Origin of the sequence: Ectothiorhodospira lacustris, assembly GCF_022227785.1 — a bacterium.
Taxonomy (GTDB): Bacteria; Pseudomonadota; Gammaproteobacteria; order Ectothiorhodospirales; family Ectothiorhodospiraceae; genus Ectothiorhodospira; species Ectothiorhodospira lacustris.
Genome location: NZ_JAJNQM010000078.1, coordinates 1 through 16,218, shown reverse-complemented (window position 1 = coordinate 16,218; position 16,218 = coordinate 1). Strand labels below are relative to the sequence as shown.

Here is a 16,218-nt window from a genome sequence, read left to right as displayed (position 1 = left end):
CGGTTCGGAATACCCTAAGGATCCTTTGAGCCATATTCCCTGATGTCCAGGCCCACCAGCACCCGTTGCCGTTCCGACAGGTCCCCCACCACCCGGCGGATGGGGGGCGGCAGTTTGCGGATCACCACCGGGGTGGCAAGGATGCGCTCGTCCTCCGCCAGTTGCGGGCGTTCCATGATGTCCACCACCTGGATCTCCACCCGTTCACCCTGTTGCCCCAGTTCCAGGGCCAGGGCTTCCAGGTTCTCGATGGCGCGTTTCGCCGCCGGGGTCATGCCGGCGATGTAGAGCCTGAGCTGGTAATGGCCGGTGGTCATCGGCGGCTCCTGGTGATGGCGGAGCGTGCCCGCTGGATGTTGGCCAGGCGACGCTCGATCTCGGTAATCTCCCGTTCGATGTTCACCGCCCGGGCATCCCGCTCCGCCTGCGCCAGCCGCTCCGAGGCGGCATTGATCTCATCCAGCTCCCGGCGCCTTTGCCTGGCCCGGGACAATTCCGCATGCAACTGCTCGACGGCCTGTTCATCCTCGGACTGGCGTGCCTCGCGGACCGTGCCGTAGGCAATGCCGCTTTCACCAACGTAAGGGTCTTCAATCACTAATCCCTTGTCGCTGAAACGGAATTCCTTCACCTGGCTGGAGATGGGCAGACCCCGGGCCTTGACCGCGGTGACCAGACGGTTCATCTCGCCGTTGCTTTCGTGGCGGCGCAGCTTGATCCAGACGTCGATCATGGATGACACATCCAGATGACTCACGCCCAGGCTGTCATCGGCGAGTAACTCCGTCGCCACGGCGGTGATGCCCGCCTCTTTGATGAGGTGGATCAGGCGCAGCAGCATGTCCTTGGTGCTGTCCCCGGTGCGCCGGTTGGCCAGACTGCTGATGGGGTCCAGCACCACCAGGGCGGGCTGGTGCCGACGGATGGAACGCATGATGCGCATCAGGTGTTCTTCCAGGCCCATCTCCACGGCGCGGATCGGTTGCAGGATCAGGCGCCGGTCGGCCTCATGACCTTCGGTGTGTCGGCGCAGATCGGCGCCGATGCTCTGCTGGTTGCGTACCAGCTCATCCACGCTTTCTTCGAAGCTGATATAGAGCACCTTCTCGCCCCGCTCGCAGGCGCTATGGGTCATGGCTGTGGCCATGCTGGTCTTGCCGGTGCCGGCCTGCCCCGAGAACAGCAGGGTGGAACCTCGGTAGGGGCCCTGGCCGCCCAGCATGGCGTCCAGACCCGGGATGCCGGTGGAGATGCGTTCATTGGAGACCTTGGCGGAGAGTACGGAGCCGGTGACCGGGATCATGAATATGCCGTCGCTGTCCAGCAGGAACGGCGTCTCACTGGTGCCGTGGGCGCCGCCGCGGCGCTTGACGACGCGCAGCAGCCGGGTCATGACCCGGTGATCCAGATCCTGCTTGAGGGCGATCACGCAGTCCGCCACGTAGTCCTCCAGGCCATAACGCGTGCTGAACTCTTCCTGTTCGCCGATGGTGATCAGAGTCGTGGTCCGGCGTTCCCGGAGCCAGTCGAACACCCGGGCCAGCTCGCTGCGCAGGGAGATCTCGGTGGAAAATGCGCCTTCCAGCACATCCAGGGCATCCACCACCAGGCGCCGAGCCCCGGTCTTTTGCAGGGCGTGATCCATGCGCGCCATGATGGCGGTGAGTTCCACGTACTCTCCGGCAACTTCACTGCGATCGGGGCGCATGTCCAGAATCCGCAAGCGCCCTTCCTCAATGAAACGGTCGGCGGCAAAGCCGAAGCCGGCTGCGTGGCGGATCAGGGCCTCGGGGGACTCGTCGAAGGTGACCAGCACGCCGTTTTCCCCCTGCTGGATGCCGTGGCAAAGAAACGTAAGGGAAATAACGGTCTTGCCCGTCCCCGGTCCGCCACGAAGCAGGGAAGGACGGTCCCTTGGCAGACCGCCCTGCAGAAGGAAGTCCAGTCCCTGAATGCCGGTAGCGGCGGTATCGGGTGGTGGCGTGGTCACGGGTGAGGATCTCCGGAGCTTGAGTTTCAGAAAAAGTTTCTCGCCGTCGCTTGACTGGATTCCTGCCTGCGCGGGAATGACCCGTCCGGCACCGTCACTCCCGCGTAGGTGGGAGTCCAGGGTTTTCGGCCTGCGACCGGATCCCCGCTCTCGCGGGAATGACTTACTCAGAAACATCACTTGAGTAGGGTCTTTATAGCCTGGGATACTGACCCCATGGGCTTCATGATTCAAGAGCCGCTATCCTCAAATGCATGAGCGAAAAGCGCGAAGTGGTCTTCCAGGCCCGAGGTGTCACCAAGACCTACCTGATGGGCGAGGTCCGTATCCACGCCCTGCGGGGCGTGGACCTGGAACTTCATGCCGGCGAGCTGGTGGTGATGCTGGGGGCTTCCGGTTCGGGCAAGTCCACCCTGCTCAACATCCTGGGCGGCCTGGATCATGCCGACGGCGGTGAGGTGCGCTACCGGGATCAGGACCTGGTCCATGCCGGTGACCGGGCACTGACCGCCTACCGTCGGCATCATGTGGGGTTCGTGTTCCAGTTCTACAACCTCATCTCCAGCCTCACCGCGCGGGAAAACGTGGCCATCGTCACCGAGATCGCCCACGATCCCATGTCCCCCGAAGAGGCCCTGGCACTGGTCGGGTTGGAGGACCGCATGGACCACTTCCCCGCCCAGCTCTCCGGCGGTGAACAGCAGCGGGTGGCGATTGCCCGCGCCGTGGCCAAGCGCCCGGACGTGCTGCTCTGCGACGAGCCCACCGGGGCGCTGGATTCCCGTACCGGCACCCGGGTCCTGCAGGTGATACAGGACATCAACCAGGAACTGGGCACCACCACGGCGGTGATCACCCATAATGCGGTGATCGGGGAGATGGCGGACCGGGTGGTCCGGCTGGCGGATGGCCGTGTGCAGTCCGTCGAAGAGAATGCCTCGCGCAAATCCCCCGATCAGCTGGTGTGGTGATGAAGGCCCTCCACCGCAAGCTGCTGCGTGATCTGGCCCGGCTCAAGGGGCAGGTGGCCGCCATTGCCGTGGTGATCGCCGCCGGCGTCATGGTGCTGATCCTTTCGGTCACCACCCTGGATGCCCTCACCCTCTCCAAGGATCGTTTCTACGACAACCATCACTTTGCCGATATCTTTGCCGATCTCAAGCGGGGGCCGGAAGGGTTGGCACCGCGCCTGGAGGCCATCCCCGGCGTCAACCGGGTGCAGACCCGGATCAAGGCGCCGGTGCGGCTGGAGGTGCCGGGGTTCCATGAACCGGTGCGGGGCATGATCCTGTCGGTGCCCGACGGCCGTCAGCCCGAGCTCAACCGGCTTTATCTGCGTCGGGGCGGCCTGCCTGAGGCCGGTCGGGCGGATCAGGTGGTCATCAGCGAGCCCTTTGCCCAAGCCCATGACCTGCATCCCGGCGACCGACTCACCGCCATCATCAACGGCCGCCTGGAACGGCTCACCATCAGCGGGGTGGTCCTGTCGCCGGAGTTCATCTATCAGGTGGGACCGACGGATCTGTTGCCTGACTACCAGCGCTACGGGGTCCTGTGGATGAACCGCCGGGGGCTGGCCCAGGCCATGGATCTGGACGGCGCCTTCAACAGTGTGCTGATCTCCCTCCAGGCCGGTGCGGTCGAGGCAGCGGTGATCGAGGCCCTGGACTTGCGGCTGGCGGCCTATGGGGGCATCGGCGCGGTGGGGCGGGAAGATCAGGTCTCCCACCGCTTCCTGTCCGATGAGCTGGATCAGTTGCGGGTGATGGCGGTGATCCTGCCCACCATCTTCCTGGGGGTGGCCGCCTTTCTGCTCAACATACTCATGGGGCGCATCATCCGCACCCAGCGTCAGCAGGTGGCCATCCTCAAGGCCTTCGGCTATCACGACGGGGACATTGCTCTGCATTTCGGTCTGCTCACCGGGCTGATCGTGCTGGTGGGCGCCATGTCGGGCATCCTGCTGGGGGCCTGGTCGGCACAGGCCATGGCCGGGGTCTATGCCGAGTATTACCGGTTTCCGGAGATGAGTTTCCGGTTGCAGCCACGGATCATCCTGCTGGCCCTGGCGGTGGCCGCCGGGGCGGCCCTGTTGGGGACCTGGCGGGCGGTGAGGCAGGCCGTCACTTTGCCCCCCGCCCAGGCCATGCGGCCGCCGGCCCCGGAACGGTTCCGGCCCTCCCGGCTGGAGCGGTCGGCCCTGGGGCGCCGGTTGTCCCAGCCCAGCCGCATCATCGTGCGCAACCTATCCCGCCACCGTTTCAAGGCCTTCATGTCCATGCTGGGGATCGGACTGTCCGGCGGGTTGCTGCTGCTGGGCAGCTACCAGTTCAATGCGGTGGACCATCTGCTGGACATCCAGTACCGGCTGGTGATGAAGATGGATCTGCACCTGAGCTTCACCGATCCCGCCCCGGAGCGGGCTCTGGCCGAACTGCGAACCCTGCCGGGGGTGCAGTACGCGGAAGGCTATCGCACCGTCCCGGTGCGCCTGGTCCACGGGCGTCGGGACTATCGAACCGCCATCCAGGGCATGGAGGCACAGCCCCGGTTGCGTGGGTTGCTGGATGCCGATCACCGGCCCATCTCCCTGCCGCCGGAGGGCCTGTTGCTCACCGGCTATCTGGCGGCATATCTGGGGGTGCGACCCGGTGAACATGTCACGGTGGAAGTGCTGGAGGGGCATCGCCGCACCCTCCAGGTGCCCTTGGCCGGTATCGTGGACGAGCCCATCGGCGTCAGTGCCTACATGGAGCGGCGGGTCCTGAACCGCTTGATGAGGGAGGGTCCGGCCCTTTCCGGGGCCTGGCTCATGGTGGCGGACCATGAGCAGGCCCGGCTGTTTGAGCGCCTGTGGGAGATGCCCCGGGTGGCAGGGATCGGCATGATCGATGATGCGGAACGTCAGTTCCGGGACTATATCGAGGACACGGTGCTGATCATGATGGGTATCCTGTTGCTGATGGCCGGTTCCATCACCTTTGCCGTGGTCTACAACAATGCCCGCATTGCCTTTGCCGAGCGGGAGCGGGAACTGGCCACCCTGCGGGTGCTGGGGCTGAGTCGCGGCGAGGTCAACTGGGTCCTGATCGGCGAGATGGCCCTGCTGACCCTGCTGGCCATCCCCCTGGGATGGGTCGTGGGGACGGTCTTTGCCTGGCTGCTGAACCAGGCCCTGAGCATGGACCTGTTCCGCATACCGTTTGTCATCACCCCGGCCACCTACGCCTTTTCCGCTGCCGGGGTGCTGCTGGCGGCGGCGCTGTCGGTGCTGTTGATCGCACGCCGGCTGGCGCGGCTGGATATGGTGACTGCGCTCAAGAGCAACGAATGATGCCGTCGACCCGACAACCGACAACCCGGTCCGAACCATGCCGCTGTTCAAGAAGATCCTGATCGCCCTCATGGGTCTGGCCATCCTGGTGCTGCTGGGGCTGGCCCTGCGGCCCGCGCCCATCCCGGTCAGTGCCACCGAGGTGATCCGGGGACCCTTCGCGGAATATGTGGAGGACGAGGGCCGTACCCGCCTGCGTCATGCCTACACCGTCACCGCCCCCATCGACGGCTACCTGCGCCGGGTGACCCTGGAGCCGGGGGACTCGGTGGACATCGACGATGTCCTGTTCCTGCTGGAGCCGGCCCCGGCCCCGGGACTGGACCTGCGCAGCCGGGAACAGGCTCGGGAGGCCGTCCGAGCCGCGGCTGCCCGGCAGGAGGCCGCTCGGGCCGAGTTGGAGGTCCGCCAGGCTGAAAGCCGTCTGGCGCGACAGGAGCATGAACGCAGCGAACGCTTGTTCCGGCAATCCCAGATCGCCGCCGAGGAACGGGATCGTCGCCTGGCCGTGCGGGATGCGGCCCAGGCGGCGGAGCGGGCGGCCAGGCACGGGGTGGATGTGGCGGGATTCGATCTGGCCGCCGCTCGCCTGGTGCTGGATGTGGCCGATGGTCGCCGCACCGGGGAGGAGATCCCGGCCGTGGCCGTCCGCGCCCCGGTCGCGGGGCTGGTGACCCAGCGGCACCGGTACGACGAAGGCCCGATTCAGGCCGGGGAGGCGGTGTTGGCGCTGGGCAACCTGGATGACCTGGAGGTCAAGGTGGACCTGCTGTCCATGGAGGCGGTGCGCCTGCGTCCCGGCATGCGGGTCATCCTGGAACGCTGGGGTGGCGGCGACGCTTTGGAAGGCAGGGTGCGGCGGGTGGAGCCGGCGGGGTTTGAAAAGGTGTCCGCTCTGGGGGTGGAGGAGCAGCGGGTGTACGTCTGGTCCACCCTGGCGTCACCGCGGGAACAGTGGCGCCACCTGGGGGACGGCTACCGGGTGGAAGCCCGTTTCGTGCTCTGGGAAGGGGAGGATGTGCTCCAGATTCCCACCAGCGCCCTGTTCCGGCACGACGATGCCTGGGCCGTGTTCATGATCCGGGACGGGCGTGCCCGCCTGCAGCGGGTGGAGATCGGCCGTCGCAGTGGATTGTGGACCCAACTCCTGGAGGGTCTGAATCCCGGGGAGCCCATCATCACCCACCCGGGAGACCGGGTGCAGGAAAACAGTCGTGTCCGGGCCGAATTCCATCAGAACCCGTTCAGATGATCGTCCCCGTTCCCATGCAGGCTGTACTGTCCCTGGCGGGGGATTCTCCTGATGCTGTCACTGCAGTCTCGCAGGGCCTTGGCCATCTGGGCACCGTTCTGGTAACGCAGGTCGGGATTTTTCTGCAGTGCTTTTTTCACCATCACCTGGATCACCGGCCCCAGTTCCGGACGCAATGAGAGGATGTCGCGGGGCGGTGACTGGGCGATCCGGGATACCAGCTCGGTCAGAGTGTCGGCCTTGAAGGGCAGTTCTCCCGTCAGTAGCTGGTACAGGCAGACCCCCAGGGAAAACAGGTCGGCGCGGGCGTCCACCGTCTGGCCCGTGACCAGCTCCGGCGACATGAAGGCGGGGGTGCCCTGGCGCGGGCCGCTGTCGGTACGCTCGTGCCCGATGATGCCGGCGATGCCGAAGTCGGTGATCTTCACCGTCCGCCGCTCCCGGTCGTAGATGATGTTGGCCGGCTTGACATCCCGGTGCAGGACGCCCTGTTCATGGGCATAGGCCAGTCCCTCGGCCACCTGGGCGCACGCCTCCAGTACCTCGGGGATGGGCAGCAGGGTGTCCGGACGGGTAAAGACCTCCAGCGGCTCGCCTTCCAGGTAATCCATGGCGATGAAGGCCAGGTCGTGCTCCTCGCCCACATCGTAGACCGTCACGATATGACGGTGGTCAAGACGCCCGGAGGCCTCTGCCTCGCGGAAGAATCGCTGTTTTGCCTCCTCCCGGACCTCCGGTTCGAAGGTCCGGTCCAGGGCCAGGGTCTTGATCGCCACCCGGCGATTGATATGGGGATCCACCCCCAGGTAGACGATACCCATGGCGCCTTTGCCCAGCTGTCTTTCCACCCGGTAACGGCCGATCATGGGCTGGTCGGTGCCGTCATCGGACAGCAGCAGCTCCTTGCCGCCGCCGAGGTGTTTCATGTCCCCCAGACGGGGCTGTCTGGAGCCGGCGAAGGGCTTGAGACGGGCCAGTCGTTGCTCGGTATCCTGGAATGCGGGATTCCGATCCTGCAGATACTGAAAGACCTCCACCGCACGGCCGTACTGACGTCTGCGTTCAAAGTCGCGGCCCAGTCGGTACAGTTCGCCGAACAGCGGCTCCAGGGGGGGATGACAGCGTTGCAGGGCCGCAAACGACGGCTCCAGGTGTCCCTGTTCCCGTAACTGTGTCCCCAGTTGCAGTCGGGCCTCGGCGGCATCAAGCCGGTCCCGCGCCAGGCGTCGCGTGAGTCGGGCCTGGATCACCAGTAGCCCGTGCCCCAGGCCGATGAGCAGGGCAGGGAGGACGAGCGGCAGCCACCAGCCCGTTGCCGGCAGCGCGGTCAGCGTCAACAGCAGCAGGCCAAGGACCAGGGCGCCGCTGCCGAGGACGGTGCGACGCGAGTCCGGCCCGCGGCTTGCCGGCCAGAGCAGGTAGAGGGCCGCCGCCACCAGCAGCCATCGCTCCAGGGCGTGAAATCCGCTGCCGACACGAACACGGTGACCTTCATGGACGGCCCCCGCGGCCCAGGCGGTCCATACGGCGGGGGGCAGGCTCAGGCCCCCATGGGTGATGAAGGGGGTCTGATGCGGTTGATTCAGGCCGATGACCACGGCCCGGTCCTGGATCGCACTCGCCGGTATCCGTTCCATCAACAGGTCGTCCAGTGTCCAGGTGTCCAGCGCCCGTCCCCGGGGGTCTTGTCGCGGCGGGAAGGTATGAAGCGACAGATCCGGGCCAAGGCTCAGAAAATCATTGCCCATTCGAACACCCCGGCCGGGCGTCACCACCAGGTCACCGGGCGCATGTCCCGCCAGGACGGCCGCCAGCCCCAGGGCCATGCCCGGCAGGTGACCGCCGCGCACCGGCAGCAGAGCCGGGTCCGGTGGTTGCGGACGATCCGCGGAGGGTGTCACGGCCACGGTGGCGGCCTCGAACAGGTGCGGGACCGGCACCCGCAGGTGACTGTCCGTCCCGGGCAGGACGGCCGGGCGCGCCAGCAGGCGCAGGACCGGCCATTGCGGCCAGGCCGGGGAGGTGCTGTCCAGCCGTCCTTCCGGCAGAGAGGCCGGACCGCTGCCCCGATGCAGGGGGGCGGCCACAAGGGCATTGCCATGCCCGGCTAGAGCCCGGGCCAGCATCCTGTCGGTATCCTGATCAGGGCGGGGCGCAAGGATGGGCGTTTCAGGATAGTCCAGATCCAGATGCAGGCCGATGCCGGCCGCCCCCATGGCATGGAGCCTGTCCACGGCCTGGGCCAGCGTGGCCCGGGAGAAGGGGACGTGTCGGCGGATATCCTCGTCTCGGATCTCGATCAGGACCATGCGTGGGAGCCGGTCCGGGCGGGGCAGCAACTGGGTGGCCGTCTGATAGGCGGTCTGTTCCAGGGAGCGCAGGGGCACGGTATAACTGCCCAGCAGCAAGATCAGCAGCAGGGCGACGGTCAGTATCAGCGCCCATTTATCGGGGCGTGCCGGTGAGTGGGACAAGAGGCCGCGGACTCCGCGCAGGGGTTCCCCGTCAGTTATAGACTGCCGAGGCCGGCAAGTCATCCTGTGCCGGCAGCGGGTCCGGCGGTGCCTGAACGAACCCGGTCGACCCGGGTCAGACCTGAGAGCATCCAATCCTCAATCCGTACCACCCCCATTTACAGGAGACATCATGAGCCTGCTGATCAAGGGCCAGCTGCGCAGCGACTGGCTGGCCGAGGAAACCGAGGACGGTGAATTCATTCGCAAGGATTCCTTGTTTCGTCACTGGATCACCCCGGACGGCGCACCCGGACCCACCGGTGAGGGCGGCTTCCCCGCGGAGCCCGGCCGTTATCACCTCTACGTCTGCCTGGCCTGTCCCTGGGCCCACCGCACCCTGATCTTCCGCGCCCTGAAGGGGTTGGAAGAGGTTATCGGCGTCTCGGTGGTGAACCCGTTCATGCTGGAACAGGGCTGGAGCTTTCATCCCTGGCCGGGTGCGACGGAGGATCACGTCAACGGCTTTGAATACCTGCATCAGGCCTACACCCTGGCGGACCCGGAGTACACCGGCATCGTCACCGTGCCCACCCTCTGGGACCGACATCGCCGGACCATCGTCAACAACGAGTCCTCCGAGATCATCCGCATGTTCAACAGCGCCTTCGAGGCGTACACCGATCAGCACGCAGATTTCTATCCCGAGGCCCTGCGGGGGCAGGTCGATGCCGTCAACCAAAGGATCTATGACACGTTGAACAATGGCGTGTACCGGGCCGGGTTCGCCACCGAACAGGCCGCCTATGAACGGGCCTTCGACCGCCTGTTCGAGACCCTCGACTGGCTGGAGGAGCGACTGTCCCGGCAACGGTACCTGGTGGGTGACCGGATCACCGAGGCGGACTGGCGCCTGTTCACCACCCTGGTACGCTTTGATGCCGTGTACTACAGCCATTTCAAGTGCAATCGGCAGCGCCTGGTGGACTACCCGAACCTGTGGGCGTACACCCGGGAGCTGTATCAGGTGCAGGGGGTGGCGGCAACCGTGAACATGGATCACATCAAGACCCATTACTACGGCAGTCATGAGCATCTGAATCCCGGTGGTATCATTCCCCGCGGCCCGGTGCTGGATTTCATGGCGCCCCACGACCGTGACCGTGTTGACCCCCTCACCCCAACCCCTCTCCCCAAGGGATAGGGGTATTGATTGCCCCCTTCCGCCCTTGGCGGAAGGATTCGATTTTGCCGAGGACTGAACGTGACTGGAAAGAAACTGATCGCCCCGGGCATCCTGACCCTGGCCATCCTCGCGGGGGCGGCCTATGTGATGCTGGCGGATCACTCTGCGCCGCCACCGTCCGCCCGGGGGGCCCAGGGGCCGGTCCCGGTGGTGGTGGCCCCCGTTGCCCAGCGTTATTTCGAGACCAGCCTGGAATCCCTCGGCACCGCCGGCGCCAACGAATCGGTGGAAATCACCGCCCGCATCACCTCGCCGGTGGAGAGCATCGAGTTCCGCGATGGCCAGCAGGTGACCCGGGGCCAGGTGCTGGTGCGCCTGGCGGCCGCCGAGGAGATGGCCGAGGCCCGCGAGCGGCAGGTCGGCGTGGAGGAACAGCGTCGGGAGCTGGAGCGCATCCGCGGCCTGGTGGCCGACCGCAACCTGCCCCGGCAGCGCCTGGATGAGCAGCAGTCCCGCCTGAGCGAGGCCCAGGCCCGGCTGGAAGCGGCCCAGGTGCGGGTGGCCGATCGGGTGATCCGTGCCCCCTTTGATGGCGTCGTGGGTTTTCGTCGCGTCAGCCTCGGCGCCCTGGTCACGCCGGGTACTGTCATCACCACCCTGGACGACATCAGCATCATCAAGCTGGATTTCAGCGTGCCGGAAACCTTTCTCCCCGGTGTCGCCGCGGGTCAGCGCATCGAGGCCCGCAGCGCCGCCTACCGGGATCGCACCTTCCAGGGCGAGGTCACCAGCGTGGATACCCGTGTCGATCCCGGCACCCGCGCCGCCATGGTGCGGGCCGCTATCCCCAATCCCGAGGGCGCCTTGCGCCCCGGCATGCTGATGACGCTCACCCTGGTCAAGGATGAAACCGAGTCCCTGTCCGTGCCCGAATCGGCCCTCATGCAGGTGCGGGATCAGCACTATGTCTTCGTGGTCACCGACGAGAACCAGGTGCGTCGACAGGACGTGCAGGCCGGTCGCCGGGTCCCCGGCTACGTGGAAATCCTGTCAGGTCTGGAAGCGGGCACCCGGGTGGTCCAGGAAGGCACGGTCCGCATCCGTCCCGGCAGCGCCGTGGAAGTGGTGCGGGAATACCAACCCGACGGTGAACGCTCATGATCCTTTCCGACGTTGCCAATCGCCGGCCGGTCCTGGCCGTGGTGATCAGCCTGCTGTTGGTCACCTTCGGGGTGCTGTCCTTTGATCGTCTGCCGCTGCGGGAATACCCGGACATCAACCCGCCGGTGGTGACGGTGCAGACCGATTATCGGGGCGCCAACGCCGCCATCGTCGAGACCAAGATCACCCAGCTTATCGAGGACCGGGTCAGCGGTATCGAGGGGATCAAGTGGATTTCCTCGGAGAGCATCGACGGCCAGTCCCGCCTCACCATCGAATTCCAGATCAACCGGGACATCGACGCCGCCGCCAACGACGTGCGCGAGGCGGTGGCCCGGGTATTGCGGCAGCTGCCGGACGAGGCGGACCCGCCCCAGGTGTTCAAGGCGGATACCAATGCCGACCCCATCATGTGGCTCAACCTGGCCAGCGAGCACATGGACGGCCTGCAGCTCACCGACTATGCCGAGCGGTATCTGGTGGACCGCCTGTCCACCGTGGACGGGGTGGCCCTGATCCGGATCGGCGGCGCCAAGCGCTATGCCATGCGCATCTGGCTGGACCGGGAGGCCCTGGCCGCCCGGGCGCTGACCGTGGATGACGTGGAGTCGGCCCTGCGCCGGGAGAACGTGGAACTCCCCGCCGGACGGGTGGAGTCGGTTGAGCGTGAATTCAATGTGCGCCTGGCCCGAGGCTATCAGAGCGCCGATGACTTTGCCCGTCTGGTGATCCGGCGCGGCGACGACGGCCATCTGGTGCGCCTGGGGGAGGTGGCCCGGGTGGCCGTGGGGCCGGAAAACGACCGCACCGAACTACGCGGCAACGGCGAGGACATGGTGGGCCTGGGGATCATCCAGCAATCCACCGCCAACACCCTGGCGGTGTCCCAGGCGGTGCGGGCGGAGGTGGACCTCATCAACCCCACCCTGCCCGAGGGCACCCGCATCGCCATGAGCTATGACACCTCGGTGTTCATCGACGGCGCCATCAAGGAGGTATTCACCACCTTGTTCATCGCCATGATGGTGGTGATCCTGGTGATCTATCTGTTCCTGGGCAGCATGCGGGCCATGCTGGTGCCGGCGGTGACGGTACCCGTCTCCCTCACGGCCGCCTTCATTGCCCTCTATGCCCTGGGCTTTTCCGTCAATCTGCTCACCCTGCTGGCGCTGGTGCTGGCCATCGGCCTGGTGGTGGACGATGCCATCGTGGTGCTGGAGAATATTCACCGCCGCATCGAGGCCGGGGAACCGCCCCAGTTGGCAGCCTACCGGGGGGCGCGGCAGGTGGGCTTTGCGGTGGTGGCCACCACCTTGGTGCTCATCTCCGTGTTCGTGCCCCTGGCCTTTCTGGAAGGCAATATCGGACGCCTGTTCACCGAGTTCGCCCTGGCCATGGCGGCGGCGGTGGCCTTTTCCAGCATCGTGGCCCTGACCCTGTCGCCGGTGATGTGTGCCCGCCTGATCCGCAAGGACACCGGCAAGACCGGCCTGAATCACGTCATGGCGCTGACCTTTGATCGCCTGTCGGGGTTCTACGGCAAGGCCCTGCGGGGTTCTCTCAAGGTGCCCGTGGTGACCGGCGTGGTCATGGTGGTTATGCTGGTGGCCATCATCGCCCTGGTCGAACGCATCCCCGATGAGTATGCCCCGCCGGAAGACCGGGGGGCCTTCTTCGTCCTGGTGGATGGCCCGGAAGGGGCGGGTTACGAACACATGCAGTCCCAGATGCGGCAGGTGGAGGCGCGCCTCATGCCCCTGATCGAATCCGGCGAGGCCATCCGGGTGCTGGCCCGGACCCCGCGGGGCTTCGGTGGCGCAGAGGCGGTGAATAACGGCTTCGGCATCGTGGTATTGGCCCACTGGAATGACCGTGAACGCTCCGCCTGGGAGATCATGAACGCCCTGTCGGCGGAGCTGGCCGAGATCCCGGATGTGCGGGCCATCAGCGTCATGCGCCAGGGGTTGGGCGGGCGTCGGGTGGGCCAGCCGGTCCAGTTCGTCATCGGTGGTCCCAGCTATGATGAACTGGTGGAGTGGCGGGACCTGATCATCGAGCGGGCTTCGGAAAACCCCAACCTGAGAAACCTGGATTCCGATTTCAAGGAGACCCGACCCCAGCTCATGGTGACCATCGACAAGGACCGGGCGGCGGATCTGGGGGTGTCGTTCGAGAGCATCGGCCGGACCCTGGAAACGGTCCTGGGTTCTCGGCGGGTGACCACCTACATCGATCGGGGCGAGGAGTATGACGTGATCCTGGAAGGGGTTCCGGATCAGCGCCGGACCCCCGACGACATCCGCAACATCTACGTGCGTTCCGCCACCACGGGGGCCTTGATCCCCCTGTCCAACGTGGTGAGTTTCGTCGAACAGGCGGATGCGGCCACTCTGAGCCGCTACAACCGCATGCGTGCCATCACCATCACTGCGGGTCTGGCCCCTGGATATACCCTGGGGGAGGCCCTGGAGTACCTGGAGCGCATCGCCGGGGAGGAGCTGCCGGCGGAGGCACGCATCGACTACAAGGGTGAGTCCCTGGAGTTCAAGGAGGCGGGTGGTGCCATCCTGTTCATCTTCGTGCTGGCCCTGGTGGTGGTGTTTTTGGTGCTGGCGGCCCAGTTCGAGAGCTTCGTCCAGCCGGCGGTGATCCTCACCACCGTACCGCTGGCGGTGGTGGGGGCGTTGGTGGGACTGCTGCTGACCGGCCAGACTCTCAACATCTACAGCCAGATCGGGATCGTCATGCTCATCGGCCTGGCGGCCAAGAACGGCATCCTGATCGTGGAGTTCACTAACCAGTTGCGGGACACGGGGCGGGAGTTCGGGGAGGCCCTGGTGGAGGCGGCGCAGATCCGGCTGCGGCCCGTGCTGATGACGGCCTTCACCACGGTGATGGGCACCCTGCCGCTGATCCTGGCCAGCGGTCCGGGGGCGGAGAGCCGGTTTGTGATCGGTACGGTGGTATTTTCCGGGGTATTGTTCGCCACCTTGTTCACCCTGTTCGTGGTGCCGGTGGCCTATCAGACCCTGGCCCGCAACACCACCTCGCCGGGCGAGACCGGGCGGCGCATCGACGAGCTGGACCGGCAACATGGGGAAGCCGGGGTGTAGGTGCCGAGGGATGAGGGGCGGGCGCCGGGGCGCGATGGGCGTTACTCGTCTTGCTCGCTGCTCCCATGAAACCGCAACGCCGCCGAGTTGATGCAGTAGCGCAGCCCGGTCGGCGGCGGGCCGTCCTCGAACACATGCCCCAGATGGGCATCGCAGCGGGCACAGCGCACCTCCACCCGGCTCATGAACAGTCCGCGATCCACATGCCGCGCCAGGGCCGACTCGCTCACCGGCTGCCAGTAGCTGGGCCAGCCGCTGCCCGAGTCGTACTTGTGCTCACTGCTGAACAGCGGGGCATCACAGCAGATGCAGTGATACACCCCCAGGGCCTTGTGGTCATGGAAACAGCCGGTGAAGGCCCGTTCCGTGCCCGCCTCCCGGGTGACGTGATACTGCTCCGGCGTCAGTTCGGCTCGCCACCGGCCCTCGGACTTGCTCACCTTCTCGTTCATGCTGGAGGAACCTCGTTGTTTTTGCCCCTCGCCGGGGATCGGTTATGATCATATCGCCACGCTTCCCTCCCTCCGTAGCAGAGAGGGCGGCTCCCCCCCCCTCTCCCCGTGGGGGAGAAGAGGCGGAAGGGAAGGCGCAGTAAGTGTTCATCACACTACATTGGGACAATGCCGGATGGGAAACGATTCCCTGCAGAGGTGTCTGCCATGACATGCCAAGATTGCCAGGTCATCGAGCGCTGCACCCCGGGACCGGGACGGCTTTATCTGGCGCCGTTTCTTTCCCATACCCTCAAGGCGCTCCATAGTCACTTGCAGACTCGGGGCTATCCGGTCCACAACGGCACCCCGGGGGTACTGGAAGTCCGTCTGGACGACGGCGATCTGCAGCCGCTGGCCCATCTGCTTCGGGACCTCATGAGCGAGGCCGAGATCCGGGACTGTCAGGCCGCCCTGCTGCCCCGGGATCAGTCCTTCGGCATCGTCCATCTGCCGCGAACCCAAACCCTGCATACCCTCCTGGCACGGACCTGCAGCGACTGGCTGATAGACCTCATTGAGGCGGAAAGCCTGGTGTTCCATTTTCAACCGATCGTCCACACCCTGCGTCCGGATCAGGTCTTTGCCTATGAGTCCCTCATGCGCGGGCAACTCCCCGGAAAGAACTCGTTGATCTATCCGGACCGGCTACTGGAGCAGGCCCGGGCCGCCCGCCTCATGTTCCAGCTCGACCGCGTTGCCCGCATCAACGCCATCCGTCAGGCGACGGGGCACGACATCCGCTGCAACATCTTCATCAACTTCAACCCCACCACCATCTACGACCCGGCCTACTGTCTCCAGACCACCCTGCAGGAAGTCCGGCGACTGGGTGCCGATCCGGATCGTTTCGTGTTCGAAGTGGTGGAGACCGAGGCCGTGTCCGATACCGCTCACCTGCGCCGGATCGTGGATTTCTATCGCGGTGCCGGCTTTCGCGTGGCCCTGGATGATCTCGGGGCCGGTTATGCCTCACTCAACCTGCTGGCGGAACTGCGGCCGGATTTCGTCAAGTTCGATCGTGCTATGGTGAAAGGGATCGACCAGGACCCCTTTCGTCAGAAAGTGCTGGCCAAGCTGATCGAGATGGCCGGCGAGTTGGGCATCGCCACCATCGCCGAAGGCGTGGAAACCCGCGCTGAATGGGACTGGCTGCGTGGGCAGCAGGTGAACTACGTGCAGGGCTACCTGTTTGCCCGCCCGGCGACACCGCCGCCGGCCCCCGAGGTACCCAAAGA

11 protein-coding genes are annotated in these 16,218 nt (G+C 65.8%); 7 read left to right on the top strand and 4 right to left on the bottom strand.

Annotation, left to right across the window (positions count from 1 at the left end; genetic code table 11):
- Positions 1-14: 14 nt before the first annotated feature.
- Positions 15-317: a circadian clock KaiB family protein gene (locus LQ952_RS13145; RefSeq protein ID WP_238623085.1), complete on the bottom strand. Its 303-nt coding sequence runs from the start codon at positions 315-317 to the stop codon at positions 15-17.
- A complete protein-coding gene (gene kaiC, locus LQ952_RS13140) occupies positions 314-1,990 on the bottom strand; it encodes a circadian clock protein KaiC (RefSeq protein WP_238623084.1) in 1,677 nt (558 codons plus the stop codon). Before kaiC ends, LQ952_RS13145 begins: the two co-directional genes overlap by 4 nt.
- A gap of 254 nt (positions 1,991-2,244) precedes the next feature.
- On the opposite strand from kaiC, the gene LQ952_RS13135 reads away from it, so the two are divergent.
- The 3 genes from LQ952_RS13135 to LQ952_RS13125 are packed head-to-tail and all read left to right on the top strand — an operon-like array spanning position 2,245 to position 6,576.
- The gene (locus tag LQ952_RS13135) at positions 2,245-2,961 is read left to right on the top strand and encodes an ABC transporter ATP-binding protein (protein WP_238623083.1); all 717 of its coding nucleotides are present in this window, start codon (positions 2,245-2,247) and stop codon (positions 2,959-2,961) included.
- Complete coding sequence (locus LQ952_RS13130; protein WP_238623082.1) at positions 2,961-5,324, top strand: ABC transporter permease; 2,364 nt, start codon at positions 2,961-2,963, stop codon at positions 5,322-5,324. The genes LQ952_RS13135 and LQ952_RS13130 overlap by 1 nt, the downstream gene beginning before the upstream one ends.
- Before the next feature lie 37 nt (positions 5,325-5,361).
- The gene (locus tag LQ952_RS13125; RefSeq protein WP_238623081.1) at positions 5,362-6,576 is read left to right on the top strand and encodes an efflux RND transporter periplasmic adaptor subunit; all 1,215 of its coding nucleotides are present in this window, start codon (positions 5,362-5,364) and stop codon (positions 6,574-6,576) included.
- On the opposite strand, the gene LQ952_RS13120 is transcribed toward LQ952_RS13125, so the two are convergent.
- Complete coding sequence (locus tag LQ952_RS13120; RefSeq protein ID WP_238623080.1) at positions 6,558-9,050, bottom strand: protein kinase domain-containing protein; 2,493 nt, start codon at positions 9,048-9,050, stop codon at positions 6,558-6,560. The genes LQ952_RS13125 and LQ952_RS13120 overlap by 19 nt on opposite strands.
- 172 nt (positions 9,051-9,222) lie before the next feature.
- Here LQ952_RS13120 and LQ952_RS13115 point away from each other — a divergent pair, with 172 nt between their 5' ends.
- From LQ952_RS13115 to LQ952_RS13105, 3 genes are read left to right on the top strand one after another with little or no spacing between them, the layout of a single operon-like run.
- Positions 9,223-10,233 carry a glutathione S-transferase family protein gene (locus LQ952_RS13115; RefSeq protein ID WP_238623079.1) on the top strand — a complete coding sequence of 337 codons (1,011 nt, stop codon included), beginning with the start codon at positions 9,223-9,225 and terminating at the stop codon, positions 10,231-10,233.
- 60 nt (positions 10,234-10,293) lie between these two features.
- Complete coding sequence (locus tag LQ952_RS13110) at positions 10,294-11,376, top strand: efflux RND transporter periplasmic adaptor subunit (RefSeq protein ID WP_238623078.1); 1,083 nt, start codon at positions 10,294-10,296, stop codon at positions 11,374-11,376.
- Complete coding sequence (locus tag LQ952_RS13105; protein WP_238623077.1) at positions 11,373-14,489, top strand: efflux RND transporter permease subunit; 3,117 nt, start codon at positions 11,373-11,375, stop codon at positions 14,487-14,489. The genes LQ952_RS13110 and LQ952_RS13105 overlap by 4 nt, the downstream gene beginning before the upstream one ends.
- Before the next feature lie 41 nt (positions 14,490-14,530).
- Here LQ952_RS13105 and msrB read toward each other — a convergent pair whose 3' ends face one another.
- The gene (gene msrB / locus LQ952_RS13100; protein WP_238623076.1) at positions 14,531-14,941 is read right to left on the bottom strand and encodes a peptide-methionine (R)-S-oxide reductase MsrB; all 411 of its coding nucleotides are present in this window, start codon (positions 14,939-14,941) and stop codon (positions 14,531-14,533) included.
- 207 nt (positions 14,942-15,148) lie between these two features.
- Between msrB and LQ952_RS13095 the strand changes: the two genes are divergently transcribed.
- Positions 15,149-16,218 (top strand): EAL domain-containing protein (locus LQ952_RS13095; protein ID WP_238623075.1); only part of this gene is annotated, 1,070 nt, incomplete at its 3' end.